Genomic DNA, 14110 nt, shown 5'->3' with positions numbered 1-14110 from the left:
AAACGAGTAACAATGAGTATTCTTCAAAACATTCTGGTCTATATCACCGTGGCCTTGGCCTTGGCGTATCTGGTAAAGAAATTTCTGCTGCCCAAATCTTTGTTTGCTGGAAAAAAACGCAGTTCCAAAAGTTGTGGTGAGGGCGATTGCGGTTGTCATTAATCTTTTCATACATCCAATATAATTGCCACACCACCACTGCCGTTAGCTGAAAAAAGTATTCCAGTGTCTTAAAATAATCATAAGACCATTGCTATCAGTTATCCAATTCCTTAATTTGGTGTTATTTAGACCTCTTGTATGGTAATGAATAAACGCTTAATTACTGTCCTTCTATTTGTTTTAGGATTTTTCTACAGTCAGGCCCAGGTTATCACCTCTGTTGTAAAAGACTCCACTACCCAACAACCTATCCCCTACGTCACCGTACAATTATCCAACAGAAAAGGGGTAATTACCAATGAGGAAGGCCGTTTTAGTTTACTCCTGGATTCGAACACCAAGGAAACCGATTCCCTTTTTATTTCATGCATGGGATACGAGGCCTTGGGCAAGCCATTGAACGAATTCAAGGAAAATGTCATTCTCTTAAGTGCAAAGCCCATAGAACTCAATCCTGTTATTGTAAGCAACAAACAATATTCCGCAGAAGAACTCATTGAACAGGTCAAAATCAATATCGACAGAAATTACGGGAACAGCATCACTAAAAAAAGAGTGTTTTTTCGGGATTCCTACCATCAAAACCTCACTAAAAGGGACTATACCTTTAAGGAGTCCACCATAGAGGCTCTCAACAAGAAATTTTTGGACAGCGTACTAAATTCCATCCCAAAAAAATCCAGTCGCTACACTGAGATCCTTGGTGACTTTTATGGCAATTTTGAAAAGGATAACCAAAAACTGTCCCTGATAAAGGCTTCGGACCTTTATGATAAGCAAAGTGAACTGGACCTGACTTCCTTGGAGGAAAAGTTCAATGACATTCTAAAGAAAAATATAAAGCCCGATTCCTATTTCAAAATTAAATCGGGCCTATTTGGCACCAAAGTGGACGCGGACGAATTTTTGACCTTTAAAACTGATTCTACCGATGCCGAGGCCCTAAAAAAAGAACTGGCAGAAAAGAAAAAAAAGGAAGAAGACCGCAAGAAGAATTTTGCTTCCTTTAAAAAGGAAAGTTTGGGAAAAATTATGGAAAAACAGTTCTTTCTTAAAGATTCCGACCTCAATTTCATCAACAAAAATAACCGCTACCTTTTTAAAATGATAGATTTTACATATTGGGACGATGATGCGGTGTATATTTTGGATTTTGAGCCCAAAAGGGGTGCAGACTACAAGGGTAGGCTCTATATCAATGCCGATGATTTTGCCATTATGCGTTTGGATTATGAGAACGTTAAATCTCTAAGGACTTTTAACCTTTTAGGGATTTCCTTGGACCAATATTTGGACAAGGGCAAAATGATCTTCTCGAAAAATGAAGATGGATTTTATTATTTGCGCTATTTAGAAGAAGAAATGGGTGCAAAGGTGGGAATAAAAAGACCTATAAAGATAATTGAACTAAACAAACGGGTAAAAGGTAGGAATAAGCAAAATGAACTTCATTTAAAATTGGATATGGCCAGCAGTGGTATTAATAAGCACGAACTAATCCTTTTCGATACCGAAGATATTACGGAACAAGAATTCAATTCCATTAAGGAAAATAATACCGTACTTCCCACCTATATGCCCAATTATGATCCGGAATTTTGGAAGGGCTATAACATCTTGGAACCCAATCAGGCCATTAAGGATTTTACGGCCCAAGTGGAGATTGATTAAATACTACACTAAATTTTGTATAAAGGAATAGAGCAATAATGCCCATCCTATTACCAATAACAAGCCGCCCAGTGGTGTAATTGGCCCTAGAAACCCTATTTTCTTCCCCTTCGCCGCACTAATGGAAAGACCGTAAATACTAAAGGAAAAAAGAAATATCCCGATAATAAAACTATAAATCATATAACGTTCCAAGGCAGTTTCCAGATTAAGATTAAATCCTAAAATCAGCAACAAAATGGCATGGTACATTTGATACTTTACCCCTGTTTCAAAACTCTTTAACTGCTGTTCATTTAAAGTCTTTTTTAGTGCGTGCGCCCCAAAAGCGCCAAAAACCACCGCTAAAAGTCCGTAAAGGGAACCCATTACATGAGCTATAAGTACCATAAGACTATTTTTTACAAAGGTTAAAAACTATATATCCTAATTAAACTCCATCTTCAAATCCAAGTCCCTGTTCAAATTAAAAGCACACTCCTTATAACTGGGAGGTCCAAATGCCTTGATCTTGGCGTTGGAGAAGGCAACGGATTCCTTGGGGATTCCCAGCCAATTTGTATCCAATTTATCGTTACCGTTTTCGTCATGAAAAATGGCAACGGCGTATTCCCCGTTGGGAAGATCCATAATCTTGAAATTGGTGGTCGCCTCTTTGGCGGCAATCCGATCTACCTTGAAAACTTCCTCGAATTTTAAAAAACCCTGAGAGCGATTGTAAATGGCAATATTTATATTCCCAATAGAGGATTTGACGCCTTGCACTTCTACAGATAGGCTGTATTGGGACATTCCCAAAAAAGGAAACGCAAACAACAATAGCCAACTATATTTCTTCATGGTTAGGGCAAAATCTAAACCCAAAGGTAACATCTATTCCTTGGGCGGGTTAATTTTATTGGACAAAAACTGATACATCAGCTCGGTTTCGGTACTATCGGGCATGTTCAAAAATAATTTCATGGAATCCTGATAGACCAACCTTATCTTTTGTTGGGATAGCTTATCTACATAAACATACACCTTGTTCGTACTAAGACTATCCTCTTTAAAAACCCCCTTTTCCCTTTCCTTAACAGAAAAACCGTTGATGCGCTCCATAGAAGGTATCTTTTCCACCATAGTAACACTATCCATATCAGAATATGGAATTTTTACGAAATATATTCCGGATAATATTTCCAGCTCCTCCTTCTCCGTCTTTACCCAATTTTTGTAATGTGCCGTAAAAGCCAAGGCCACAACAATTATTGTGACCACAATAAGCAAGTTGAGCAACCAATGCTTTTTTTCAGTTTTTCCCATATTATTAGTGAAGATATACGATTAATTTATAAAAAATAGAACATTTCAGCTAAGTCCCACATCCAATGCCATCATAATTATAAAACCTCCTATAAATCCCATGGTGGCAATGTCCGTATACTTATCCTGTTGCGTCTCCGGAATTACCTCTTCCACCACCACAAATATCATTGCACCGGCCGCAAAGGAGAGTGCATAGGGTAAAATGGGCTGAAACGTAAGAACTGCCCAAGCCCCCAATACTGCGGCAATAGGTTCTACCAAAGCCGAGGCCTGACCAAACATAAAACTCTTTCTTCTACTTATCCCTTGCCTTCTTAATGGCATGGCAACAGCAAAACCTTCGGGGAAATTTTGGAGCCCTATTCCCAGGGCCAAAGCCACGGCCCCTCCAATTGTGGCCCCATCAAATCCTGCGGCCACACCCCCGAACAATACCCCAACGGCAAGTCCCTCTGGAATATTGTGCAAGGTAATCGCCAAAGTCAATAAGGTAGTTTTATGCCATGGTGTTTTTATACCTTCCTTTTCATTTTCCTTAAAATTGATATGCAAATGCGGCAAGACCTTATCCAAGCCAAAAAGAAATAATGCCCCCAATAAAAATCCAACTGCAGCCGGAATTACTTTTACAAATCCCTCCCCCGGGCTCATTTCTATTCCCGGTGCCAAAAGACTCCAAAAACTGGCGGCTACCATGACACCTCCGGTAAAGCCCAACATCCCGTCCAACACCGCACGGTTCATGGTCTTAAAAAAGAAGACCAGGGCAGCTCCCAGAGCTGTTAATCCCCAAGTAAATAAGGTGGCGTAAAATGCGGCCAAAATAGGGTCTATTGCTTCAAAATAATCAATAACCTCCCTCATATTTCATCATTGGCTTTAATATACAGATTGGAAGCAATGACATGCGAAATTTGCATTTTCCTGCCATCAATCTCAATATTCAACGAACCGTCGAACTCCTCTATCTCCATTACCTTTATCTGGTTCCCCAAAGCTATGCCGTTCTTATCCAAAAATTTTAAAAAGGTTGCGGATGAGTCCTTAACGCCAACACATACTCCTCCCGTATTGATGGGGACTTCACTCAACAACTCCCTGTCCCTTTCCTTAAATCCGCCATTCTTGTCGGGTATGGGATCTCCGTGCGGATCAAACTTTGGAAATGCCAACAGCCTATCAAGACTATCTATTAGTTTATCACTTTTTATGTGCTCCAACTGTTCCGCTACTTCGTGCACCTCATCCCAGGAAAAATCCAACTTCTCCACCAAGAATACCTCCCAAAGCCTATGCTTTCTAATAATGCCCAGAGCAGTTTTGTTGCCCAAGGCAGTCAATGAGACCCCTTGGTAGCGCTTGTAGTTTACCAGATCCTTCTCGGACAGTCTCTTGATCATATCGGTAACCGAAGAAGGTTTGGTTTCCATTAATTCAGCAATGGCATTGGTGGCTACTTCCTGCGTCCCCTTTCTTCCTAAATGAAAAATAGTCTTAATATAATTTTCTTCCGAACGTGTCATTAAATACTTATTTACACAAAAATACATTTTTATTTATAAAAACAAATTTTTAGATTTGCCTAAATTTTAATTTAAATCGATGAAAAATGCATTGCTGGTAATCCTTTTTTTACCACTTTTAAACCTTTATTCACAAACAGGCTCCTTAACAGGTACGGTCATGTCCCAAGGAGAGGTTCTGCCCTGGGCTACAATACAACTCAAGGATACCCAACTAGGCACTACTACCGATGAAGCCGGAAAGTATCTTCTTGAGGCTCCTTTTGGCACCTATACCGTGGTGTGTAAGAGCATAGGATACAAATCCCTGGAAAAAGTGGTTACGCTAAACAACTCCCTTCCCTTGCAATTAAATTTTCAACTGGATGAAGATGTTATGGGGCTGGAACAAGTGGTGGTAACGGGTACCCGAACCGACAAAAGACGGACAGACTCTCCCGTAATCGTAAATTTGATAAACAGTAAGACATTGGACAACGTTGTGGCAAGCAACCTGTCCGAAGGCCTTAGATTTCAACCTGGCCTCCGCATTGAAACCGATTGCCAAACCTGCAATTATACCCAATTGCGGATAAATGGGCTCCAAGGAGGATATTCCCAAATATTGATCAACGGGAGACCCATATTTAGCCCACTTACCGGCTTATATGGCATGGAGCAAATTCCAGCCAATATGATAGAACGTATTGAAATAGTCCGCGGTGGGGTCTCGGCCCTATATGGATCCAGCGCCATTGGCGGAACAGTAAATGTGATGACCAAGATTCCAAGAAAAAATGATTATGCACTTACCTACACCTATCAAAATATGGGCAACAATAGCAACGACCACCTTCTTGTTGGTAATGCCACTGTAGTCAACACCAAGAAAAATGCCGGCGCCACATTTTTCGTTAGTAAGCGGGACCGTGAAACCTATGATGACAACGGCGATAATTTTTCGGAGCTGCCACAACTAAAAAATAATTCCTTTGGCACCAACTTCTTTTATATACCACAAGAAAATCAAAAACTGGAAGCGAGTATAAGTAGTATTAATGAATACCGCTATGGGGGAGAAATAGTAGACAAACCCGCCCATATGGCACAACAGTCGGAAGAAAGGACCCATAATGTCCTAATGGGCAGTTTGGATTATCAAATCAATTTTAATGAAGAAAAAAGTGCTCTCATACTTTATTACGGCGGTCAATATACCGATCGCGATCATTATACCGGCATAATCCCTGATGAAGAACCCCAATTAAGCCAATTCTATTCAAACCCTCCCTATGGCATTTCCAATGTTACTACACATCAGGGGGGTGTACAGTACAACCATAGATTCAATTCCTTTCTGGGGGGCAAGACCGTATTTACCTTTGGTTCCGAGTATGTATATGACGAGGTATTGGATATAATTGAAGCCTATAATTATAAAATAGATCAGACCACAAGAAACCTTGGGGGATTTGCACAGAATGATTGGGACATAACTCCAGATCTGAATTTTCTTTCAGGGTTTAGAATAGACCAACACAACCTCCTGGACAAGGCCATCATAAGCCCAAGGCTCTCCCTACTGTACAAATGGAAGAAGGAGACACAATTAAGACTGGGCTGGGGTACCGGTTTTAGAGCACCCCAGGCTTTTGATACCGACTTGCACATAGCCTTTGCCGGAGGTGGTATTTCGCGCATATCACTTTCCGATAATTTAAAGGAAGAACGCTCCAACAGTTTTACGGCATCAGTGAATTATGACAAGGCTAGGGAACATTTTATTGCAGGTTTCACCTTGGAGGGATTTTATACCCACCTCAATGACGCCTTTTATCTCTTTCCCTTGGGAGAAGACCAATTTGGAGAACGTTTCGAAAAAAGAAACGGTAGCGGTGCCACTGTAAAAGGCATTACCTTGGAAACAAGGGCTAATTTTGATTATTTGCTTCAAGTTGATGCAGGCCTTACCCTTCAAGCGAGCCAGTTTGATGAAGCCGTGGAAAATATTGAAGGCCTGGAAGCCAAAAGGGAATTTCTAAGAACCCCCAATAAATACGGTTACGCTACCTTTACCTATACGCCCACCAAAAAATTTAGCGCCAGCGCCAATATAGTCTACACAGGCCCTATGGAACTGGTCCATTTTAGTGGGGAAGGAACTGGACAGGCTATGGATGAATATACCAGTTCCTCTTCCTTTACGGAACTTAGCATCAGACTTGGGTACGATTTTGAATTTCCCAATATTGATACTGGATTGGAGATTTTCGGAGGGCTAAAAAACTTGACCAACGCTTACCAGAACGATTTCGATCTGGGCAAAAACAGGGATAGTAACTACGTCTATGGCCCTGGGGCACCTAGGACCGTTTTTGTTGGATTAAGAATTAAATCATTGTAATAGAGATGAAAAATAAGCTGACCATTTTAACTCTCCTCTACCTATTTAACTTTGGCTACAGTAATATTTATGCCCAAGCTAAAAGTGGGATACAATGGATCAGCTTTGAGCAATTGCACGATTCCCTTAAGGCCCATCCTAAAAAAGTATTTATCGATTTTTATGCCGATTGGTGCGCCCCGTGCCTAAAAATGGATGAAGTAGCTTTCAAAGACCCTGAGGTAGTCCGTAAACTCAACAAGGACTTTTATGCGGTGAAGATGAATGTGGAAACAACCGACACCATAGTTTTCGGGCAACAAAGTTTTATCAATAAAAGGGCCAACAAACCTAATCCCGTGCACGACATTCCGCTTCTTTTGGCCAGCAGAAAAAACACTCCCTTTACCCTACCCGCCATGGTTTTCATGGATTCCAATTTTAATGCCCAAGCACGTTATTTCCAATATCTGGATGCAGAACAATTGCTCTCAATACTTGACAATATGCCTTAAGCCCAGCTAAATTTTTACCTTTCAAGGAAATGTAAGCGCTATAAATAGAATTTGTACTTTTGGAAATATCCTCTATTTGGATATTGGATCATTATTTAACCCAACATATTCCACGTCAATAGAGAGCATGTCCATGGCCACATACGATTATATTATTATTGGTGCCGGAGCCTCCGGTCTGCTGTTGGCCAACGCCCTGGGAAACGATAGTTTCTTTTCGGAAAAATCAATTCTTTTATTGGACAAGAATCTGGACAAACCCAATGATCGTACTTGGTGCTTTTGGGAAAAGGGCAAGGGTGAATTTGATCCCATTCTACATAAAACCTGGGATCATATTTTGGTAGCAGATGATACCTATTCCAAACGTATGCCCATATACCCTTACAGTTACAAGATGATCCGGGCAGAAAATTTTTACCAGGCCTACCGGACAAAAATAAATAGTCATGACAACATCACATTTTTGGAAGGCAATGTTGTCCGCATTGAGGAGAGGGACAACGAAATAATTGTCGACACTGATTCCCATACTTATATCGGCAAAAAGGTTTTCAATAGCATATTCGACTACAAACCCCTCTTACAACAAAAAAAATACCCTGTCCTACAGCAACATTTTATTGGATGGTTTATAAAATGTGACAAACCCGTTTTTGATAGTCAACAGGCCACTTTTATGGATTTTTCCATCCCTCAGAAAGGAAACACTAGATTTATGTACGTGCTCCCATTTTCTGAAACGGAGGCCCTGGTGGAGTACACCTTATTCTCCAAAAACCTGCTACCTACCCAAGAATATGAAGAGGCTATAAAAGACTATCTAAAAGATAATCTGGATTGCAACCATTACCAAATATTGGAGAAGGAAAAAGGAAACATTCCCATGAGCTGTTATAATTTCAATACTCACAACAGTAAGAACCTTATGCATATTGGGGTTGCCGGCGGATGGGCCAAGCCCAGTTCCGGCTACACCTTTATGAGGACACACCAAAAAACAAAGAACCTAATACCCTTTCTAAAAGAGAATAGACCCCTAAACACCTTCTTTAAAAAGGATCGTTTTTGGTTTTATGACCTTCTATTGTTGGATATTCTATTTAGGAATAACAAGAAGGGCCGATTAATCTTTGGACAATTGTTTAAAAATCGTACCCCACAAAAAATCTTTGCCTTTTTGGATGAAAAATCTACATTTAGGCAAGACCTAAACATTATTATGGCATGCCCGAAAAAAGAGTTTGTCCAAGCCTTTATCCGTAGGATATTCTTAATTTAACAAACAATATTTTAAAATATTGATATATACATGTATATTTTAATCTTTTTAGACCAATTTAAAACCATGCGAAACAATATCTCCCTCAGAATTGCCCTAATAATTTCACTTTTTGGAATTTTCGCTATTTCCTGCGATAAAAAACCCAAACAACCACAGGAACCCTTGTTGGTTATTAAAGAGGATACGGCAACCGCCCGGACCAGATTTAAGGAAATAAGGGAAAGCGTTCCTGCCCAAGTGGCCGAAGGCTTAACGCTTACCTTATGGGCTTCCGACTCCTTGGCTCCTGATCCTGTGGCCATGTCCGTGGATGATGAAGGACATATTTATCTTACGCGAACAAATCGCCAAAAAAATTCAGAATTTGATATTAGAGGATTTAGGCATTGGATGACACCGTCCATTGCCCTGCAATCCGTAGAAGATCGGAAAAATTTTTTGCACGAAACTTTTGCTACTGAAAAAAGTTCGGAAAATGAATGGCTAAAGGACTTAAATAACGATAGTATCCATGATTGGAGGGATCTTACAGTTCAAAAAGAAGAAATTTGGAAGCTGGAAGATCAGAATGGCAGTGGTATGGCCAATGTTGCCACAAGAATCCTTAATGATTTTCACGATGAAGTATCGGACGTGGCCGGGGCATTATTGGTTCGGAAAAATGACATGTTCGTGGGTATTGCCCCGGATATGTGGAGAATTACAGATGAGGATGGTGATGGTATTATGAGCGATAAAACCTCCATTTCACATGGCTATGGGGTTCATATAGGTTTTGGTGGTCATGGAATGTCGGGGGCCATTGAAGGTCCTGACGGAAGAATTTATTGGGGTATAGGCGATATAGGCGCCAATATTACTACAGCGGACGGTACACACCATAAATACCCCAATCAAGGAGTTATTGTAAGATCCAATCCAGACGGCAGTGATTTTGAAATTTTTGCAGCGGGGGTCCGTAACACCCACGAATTTGTATTTGATGAATACGGCAATATTATTACGGCAGACAATGATGGGGATCACCGTGGGGAGAGTGAGCGATTGGTATACATTGTAGAGGGCTCGGACGCCGGATGGCGTTCCAATTGGCAATATGGCAAGTACACCGACCCAAAAAACAATGGGTACAACGTTTGGATGGATGAAAAGCTATATGTCCCACATTGGGAGGGTCAGGCCGCTTATATTATTCCTCCCATAATGAACTTTCACAATGGTCCCACAGGAATGGCATACAACCCGGGAACAGCATTGGGCAAGGAATGGAGAAACAAATTTTTTCTGGTGGAGTTTGTTGGTAATCCAAGTAGGTCCCACATATGGAGCTTTGACCTAAAACCAAAAGGCGCTTCTTTTGAATTGAAAAGTGAACAGGATATCCTAAGCGGAATTTTACCAACGGGCATCCGTTTCGCCCCTGATGGCGCACTGTATATTGCCGATTGGATGAATGGATGGGACACCAAAAATTACGGTCGGGTCTGGAAGCTGGATGTGGCCCCCAATAAGAACGACCTGGAGGCCGAAAGAAAGGAAACGGAGCGACTAATGACTTTGGATTATACGGATCAAAGCGTGGATAAACTGACCCAATTCCTCTCCTATCCGGATATGCGTATTCGGCAAAAAGCTCAGTTCGAGTTGGCCAATAGGGACAACAAAGGGCTAAAAGCTTTTACGGCTGCTATTGGACAAAAGCAAAATCAATTGGCCCGGGTACATGGCATATGGGGCATTGGCCAATTGGCGAGAAAAAATTTGGAAAGGGCCGAATCACTAATGGGTCTTCTAAAGGACAGTGACGCTGAAATAGTAGCACAGGCTGCCAAAACCTTGGGCGATTTAAAATACAATAATGCAGGAAAAGATTTAATTGCCTTACTGGGACACGAAAATACAAGGGTCCGTTTCTTTGCCGCCCAGGCCTTGGGCAGAATTAAGGACAAAAATGCAATTGAGCCACTTCTGAAAATGTTGGAAACCAATAATGACGAAGACCTTTACCTAAGACATGCCGGGGTACTGGCATTGTCGAGAATTGGGGAAGTTGCCCCAATTGTTGCCCTGGCCAAGAGCGAAAACAGAAGTTTGCGCATAGCAGCAGTCTTGGTGTTGAGACGTCTACAGAGCGAACAATTGGCTTTATTTTTACAGGATCAGGACGAATATATAGTAACCGAGACAGCAAGGGCCATCAACGACGATTGGTCCATTGAACCCGCCCTACCAGCATTGGCCTCTTTATTGAAAGAGGAAAAATATACTTCAGAGCCTTTATTGCGCAGGAGTATAAATGCCGCTCTGAGGGTTGGAGGAGAGAAAGAACTGGACCTGCTAATCAACTTTGCAAAAAGAGAATCCGTTTCAAGCAATCTTAGAGGCGAGGCATTGGCCGCCATAGGTACTTGGGCCTCCCCATCCGTATTGGATAGGGTAGATGGCCGTTACAGGGGTGAGATCAACAGGGATGCCATCGTAGTAAAGCAAAAAATAGAAAAGTTTATTCCCGACTTCCTAAAAGATAAAAATCCGGACATTTTGGTGGCTGCAGCCAAGGCCATAAGCTCATTGAAGATCGAGGGATATAATGCCCAATTGGCACAGATTATGAAAAACCATGCTTCCCCGGACGTACGTTCGGCCATGTTAGCTGCGCTAGGGGATTTGAATTACACCAAAATAGAAGAGGCCATGAAGATAGGCATGGCGGATAAAGATCGGGGTGTCCGTACTGTGGCCGTCGGATTGGTAACCCAGCTGGATCTCTCCAAAGAAAAGCTGCCCGCCATTGTGGAACCTATTTTTAAAAGTGGATCTATTGTGGAGCAACAGAAGATGTTGAGTGTCCTAGGCGAAATGCCCTTGGAAAAAAGTAAGGACGTTTTAATCTCCCTTATAAAACAGGGGAATGACAAAAAGCTTTCCAACGGGGTTATATTGGATTTAACTGAGGCCGTAGAGGCTACAAAATCCGAGGAGCTAATTTCCCAATTGGGTACTTTAAAAGCCCATGGAGATGGTTTGGCTGCCTATACGGAAACCTTAAATGGCGGGGACCGTCGGGCAGGTTATCAATATTTCAACACCAATTCCGCCGGACAATGCGTTAGATGCCATGCCCTTGGTGGTGCAGGTGGAGCTGTAGGCCCGGCCTTGGACAACATAGGTAACATTTTAAGCAGGGAACAACTACTGGAAGCCTTGATCAATCCTAGTGCACGTTTATCGCCAGGATATGGAATGGTTACGGTTACCCTAAAGGACGGACAAACAGTTACAGGAATATTGGAAGAGGAAACAGAGGATGAGCTAATACTAAAGACCTCGGATGCGGAACCCATGGAAATAGCCTTGTCCAGAATAGACAAAAGACAAAATATGGCCTCGGGGATGCCTCCTATGGGGACAATAATGTCTAAAAGGGAAATTAGGGATGTAATTGAATTTTTGGCCAACTTGAAAAAGAATTGAACTAGACCCGAATAGCCCCTTTGGTACCTTAAACGTCGCGATTCATTAAGGCAGTCCCGAACTGCCTTAATATGTCCTTTTTCCCAGGTTCCAGATCTAGCATTTCCAAAGTTGTGAATGCCCTGTCGGTATAACGTTTTATTTCTTCAATAGTTCTGGAAACTGATCCGGTTTCTTCAAATAATTCCTTAACGGTAGTTATTTTGTCCTTGGCGTCTTTGGGCTTAATGGAATACAGGTGCTCCAGCTCCTGAGCCTGTTCTGGAGTTCCCATTTCCAAGGCTTTCAAGTACAAATAGGTTTTTTTGTTTTCAATAATATCGCCCCCAACCTGTTTCCCAAAAGTCTCGGGATCCCCAAAGGCATCCAAATAATCGTCCTGCAACTGAAAGGCGATACCTAGATTCCTTCCAAAATCATATATCAAATCTTGTACATCTTCCGGTTTGTCTGCTATTATAGCTCCCATTTTCATAGCCGCTGCCACCAATACCGCAGTTTTATTTTGAATCATGATCAGGTATTCTGGAATAGTAACATCTTCCCTGCTCTCAAAATCCACATCGTACTGCTGCCCTTCGCAAACTTCCAATGCGGTTTGGCTAAACACCTGCAACAATTTCTTAAAAGTCATGGAAGGGTAACTTTCCAAAAGCTGATAACTGTATATCAACATTGCATCACCTGATAAAATTCCGGTATTTAGGTCCCATTTTTTATGCAAGGTCTGTTTCCCTCTCCTTAAGGGGGCCTCATCCATAATATCATCATGAACCAAAGAGAAATTGTGAAATACCTCCACGGCCAATGCAGCATCCAAAGCTTTTTTATGGTCGCCTCCCAAAATATCAGTGGTCATCATTGTCAATACTGGCCTTAATCGTTTCCCCCCTAGATTTAGTATATAGGAAATTGGCCCATAAAGATTTACAGGTTCCTTAATTTTCACTTTCTGCTCCATATGGGCCAAAAACTGGGACCTGTACTGTTCAATATAATGCATAGTGGCAATTTTCTTCAAAAATACATTAAAAGCAATCACTTACCATAGGGAAACAAATTCAGATGCAAAAAGAAGTGTTGAACCAAAATGTTAAGAAAACGTAAAACTTAGGAAACTTTTTTTGTTTTATAAGTTTCCGCAACTATCTTTGCCGACTCTATGAAGGAAAAAATTTTAGAAAAGGCAACGGATATGTTTTTGAACCTCGGGTTTAAAAGTGTTACCATGGATGATTTGGCGAATGAAATGGGGATATCAAAAAAAACGATCTACACCCATTTTGAAAACAAGACAAAGTTGGTACAGGAATGCACTTTCGGCCTATTGAATCGGATTAATTTGGGAATAGATTTAATATGTTCCAGTGGAAAGAATCCTATTGAGGAATTGTACGACATTAAGAAGTTTGTTATTTCGCAATTGAAGGATGAAAAATCTTCCCCCCAATACCAGTTGCAAAAATACTATCCCAAAATATTTGACAACCTTAGTAAAAAGCAATATGAACTTATGCAGGAATGTACTGTAAACAATATCAAAAGAGGTTTGGAAATGGGGATTTACAGGGAAAATTTAAACGTGGAATTTGTATCTCGGATTTATATTTCCGGTGTGGCCAGTATTAAGGACGACCGCTTTTTCCCGCAAGGTAATTTCTCTGCAAAAGAATTACAGGATTATTTTCTTGAATATCATTTACGCGGAATTGTAACACCCAAGGGTAGAAAGATACTAAATGATATAATCAATTCAACTTATGAATAAATTAAAGCTAAATGACCTTATCAAAAAACTTAAAGCCAATTT

The 14110-nt window shown here is 41.0% G+C and carries 13 protein-coding genes; 7 read left to right on the top strand and 6 right to left on the bottom strand.

Going from position 1 to position 14110, the window contains the following annotated elements:
* Positions 1 to 12: 12 nt before the first annotated feature.
* Together U735_RS25645 and U735_RS0100150 are read left to right on the top strand one after the other, a co-directional pair.
* A complete protein-coding gene (locus U735_RS25645; protein WP_180994004.1) occupies positions 13 to 162 on the top strand; it encodes a hypothetical protein in 150 nt (49 codons plus the stop codon).
* Positions 163 to 306: 144 nt separating this feature from the next.
* A complete protein-coding gene (locus U735_RS0100150; protein ID WP_031441883.1) occupies positions 307 to 1833 on the top strand; it encodes a carboxypeptidase-like regulatory domain-containing protein in 1527 nt (508 codons plus the stop codon).
* Between the two features lie 3 nt (positions 1834 to 1836).
* Here the strand turns inward: U735_RS0100150 and U735_RS0100145 are convergent, their stop codons facing one another.
* Genes U735_RS0100145 through U735_RS0100125 form a run of 5 tightly spaced genes read right to left on the bottom strand, consistent with a single transcriptional unit; the run spans position 1837 to position 4664 of the window.
* Complete coding sequence (locus U735_RS0100145; RefSeq protein WP_031441882.1) at positions 1837 to 2223, bottom strand: DUF423 domain-containing protein; 387 nt, start codon at positions 2221 to 2223, stop codon at positions 1837 to 1839.
* A gap of 36 nt (positions 2224 to 2259) precedes the next feature.
* Positions 2260 to 2673, bottom strand: a complete 414-nt coding sequence (locus U735_RS0100140; protein ID WP_031441881.1) for a DUF2141 domain-containing protein — start codon at positions 2671 to 2673, stop codon at positions 2260 to 2262.
* Between the two features lie 33 nt (positions 2674 to 2706).
* The gene (locus U735_RS0100135; RefSeq protein WP_031441880.1) at positions 2707 to 3138 is read right to left on the bottom strand and encodes a hypothetical protein; all 432 of its coding nucleotides are present in this window, start codon (positions 3136 to 3138) and stop codon (positions 2707 to 2709) included.
* 45 nt (positions 3139 to 3183) lie between these two features.
* Positions 3184 to 4005: a ZIP family metal transporter gene (locus U735_RS0100130; protein ID WP_031441879.1), complete on the bottom strand. Its 822-nt coding sequence runs from the start codon at positions 4003 to 4005 to the stop codon at positions 3184 to 3186.
* The gene (locus tag U735_RS0100125; protein WP_031441878.1) at positions 4002 to 4664 is read right to left on the bottom strand and encodes a metal-dependent transcriptional regulator; all 663 of its coding nucleotides are present in this window, start codon (positions 4662 to 4664) and stop codon (positions 4002 to 4004) included. Before U735_RS0100125 ends, U735_RS0100130 begins: the two co-directional genes overlap by 4 nt.
* A gap of 79 nt (positions 4665 to 4743) precedes the next feature.
* Between U735_RS0100125 and U735_RS0100120 the strand changes: the two genes are divergently transcribed.
* From U735_RS0100120 to U735_RS0100105, 4 genes are all read left to right on the top strand, one after another.
* Complete coding sequence (locus tag U735_RS0100120; protein ID WP_031441877.1) at positions 4744 to 7047, top strand: TonB-dependent receptor; 2304 nt, start codon at positions 4744 to 4746, stop codon at positions 7045 to 7047.
* Between the two features lie 5 nt (positions 7048 to 7052).
* Complete coding sequence (locus U735_RS0100115; RefSeq protein WP_031441876.1) at positions 7053 to 7541, top strand: thioredoxin family protein; 489 nt, start codon at positions 7053 to 7055, stop codon at positions 7539 to 7541.
* A 133-nt stretch (positions 7542 to 7674) separates the two neighbouring features.
* Positions 7675 to 8823: a lycopene cyclase family protein gene (locus tag U735_RS0100110; protein WP_031441875.1), complete on the top strand. Its 1149-nt coding sequence runs from the start codon at positions 7675 to 7677 to the stop codon at positions 8821 to 8823.
* A gap of 66 nt (positions 8824 to 8889) precedes the next feature.
* Positions 8890 to 12300 carry a HEAT repeat domain-containing protein gene (locus tag U735_RS0100105; protein ID WP_031441874.1) on the top strand — a complete coding sequence of 1137 codons (3411 nt, stop codon included), beginning with the start codon at positions 8890 to 8892 and terminating at the stop codon, positions 12298 to 12300.
* Positions 12301 to 12328: 28 nt separating this feature from the next.
* Here the strand turns inward: U735_RS0100105 and U735_RS0100100 are convergent, their stop codons facing one another.
* Positions 12329 to 13303, bottom strand: a complete 975-nt coding sequence (locus U735_RS0100100) for a polyprenyl synthetase family protein (RefSeq protein WP_031441873.1) — start codon at positions 13301 to 13303, stop codon at positions 12329 to 12331.
* 159 nt (positions 13304 to 13462) lie between these two features.
* Here U735_RS0100100 and U735_RS0100095 point away from each other — a divergent pair, with 159 nt between their 5' ends.
* Positions 13463 to 14068, top strand: coding sequence for a TetR/AcrR family transcriptional regulator (locus U735_RS0100095; RefSeq protein ID WP_031441872.1), 606 nt, complete (start codon positions 13463 to 13465; stop codon positions 14066 to 14068).
* Positions 14069 to 14110 lie beyond the last annotated feature (42 nt).

The organism is Arenibacter algicola (assembly GCF_000733925.1).
Taxonomy (GTDB): Bacteria; Bacteroidota; Bacteroidia; order Flavobacteriales; family Flavobacteriaceae; genus Arenibacter; species Arenibacter algicola.
The sequence above is the reverse complement of the archived record's forward strand: the minus strand, read 5'-3'. Positions and strand labels throughout refer to the sequence as shown.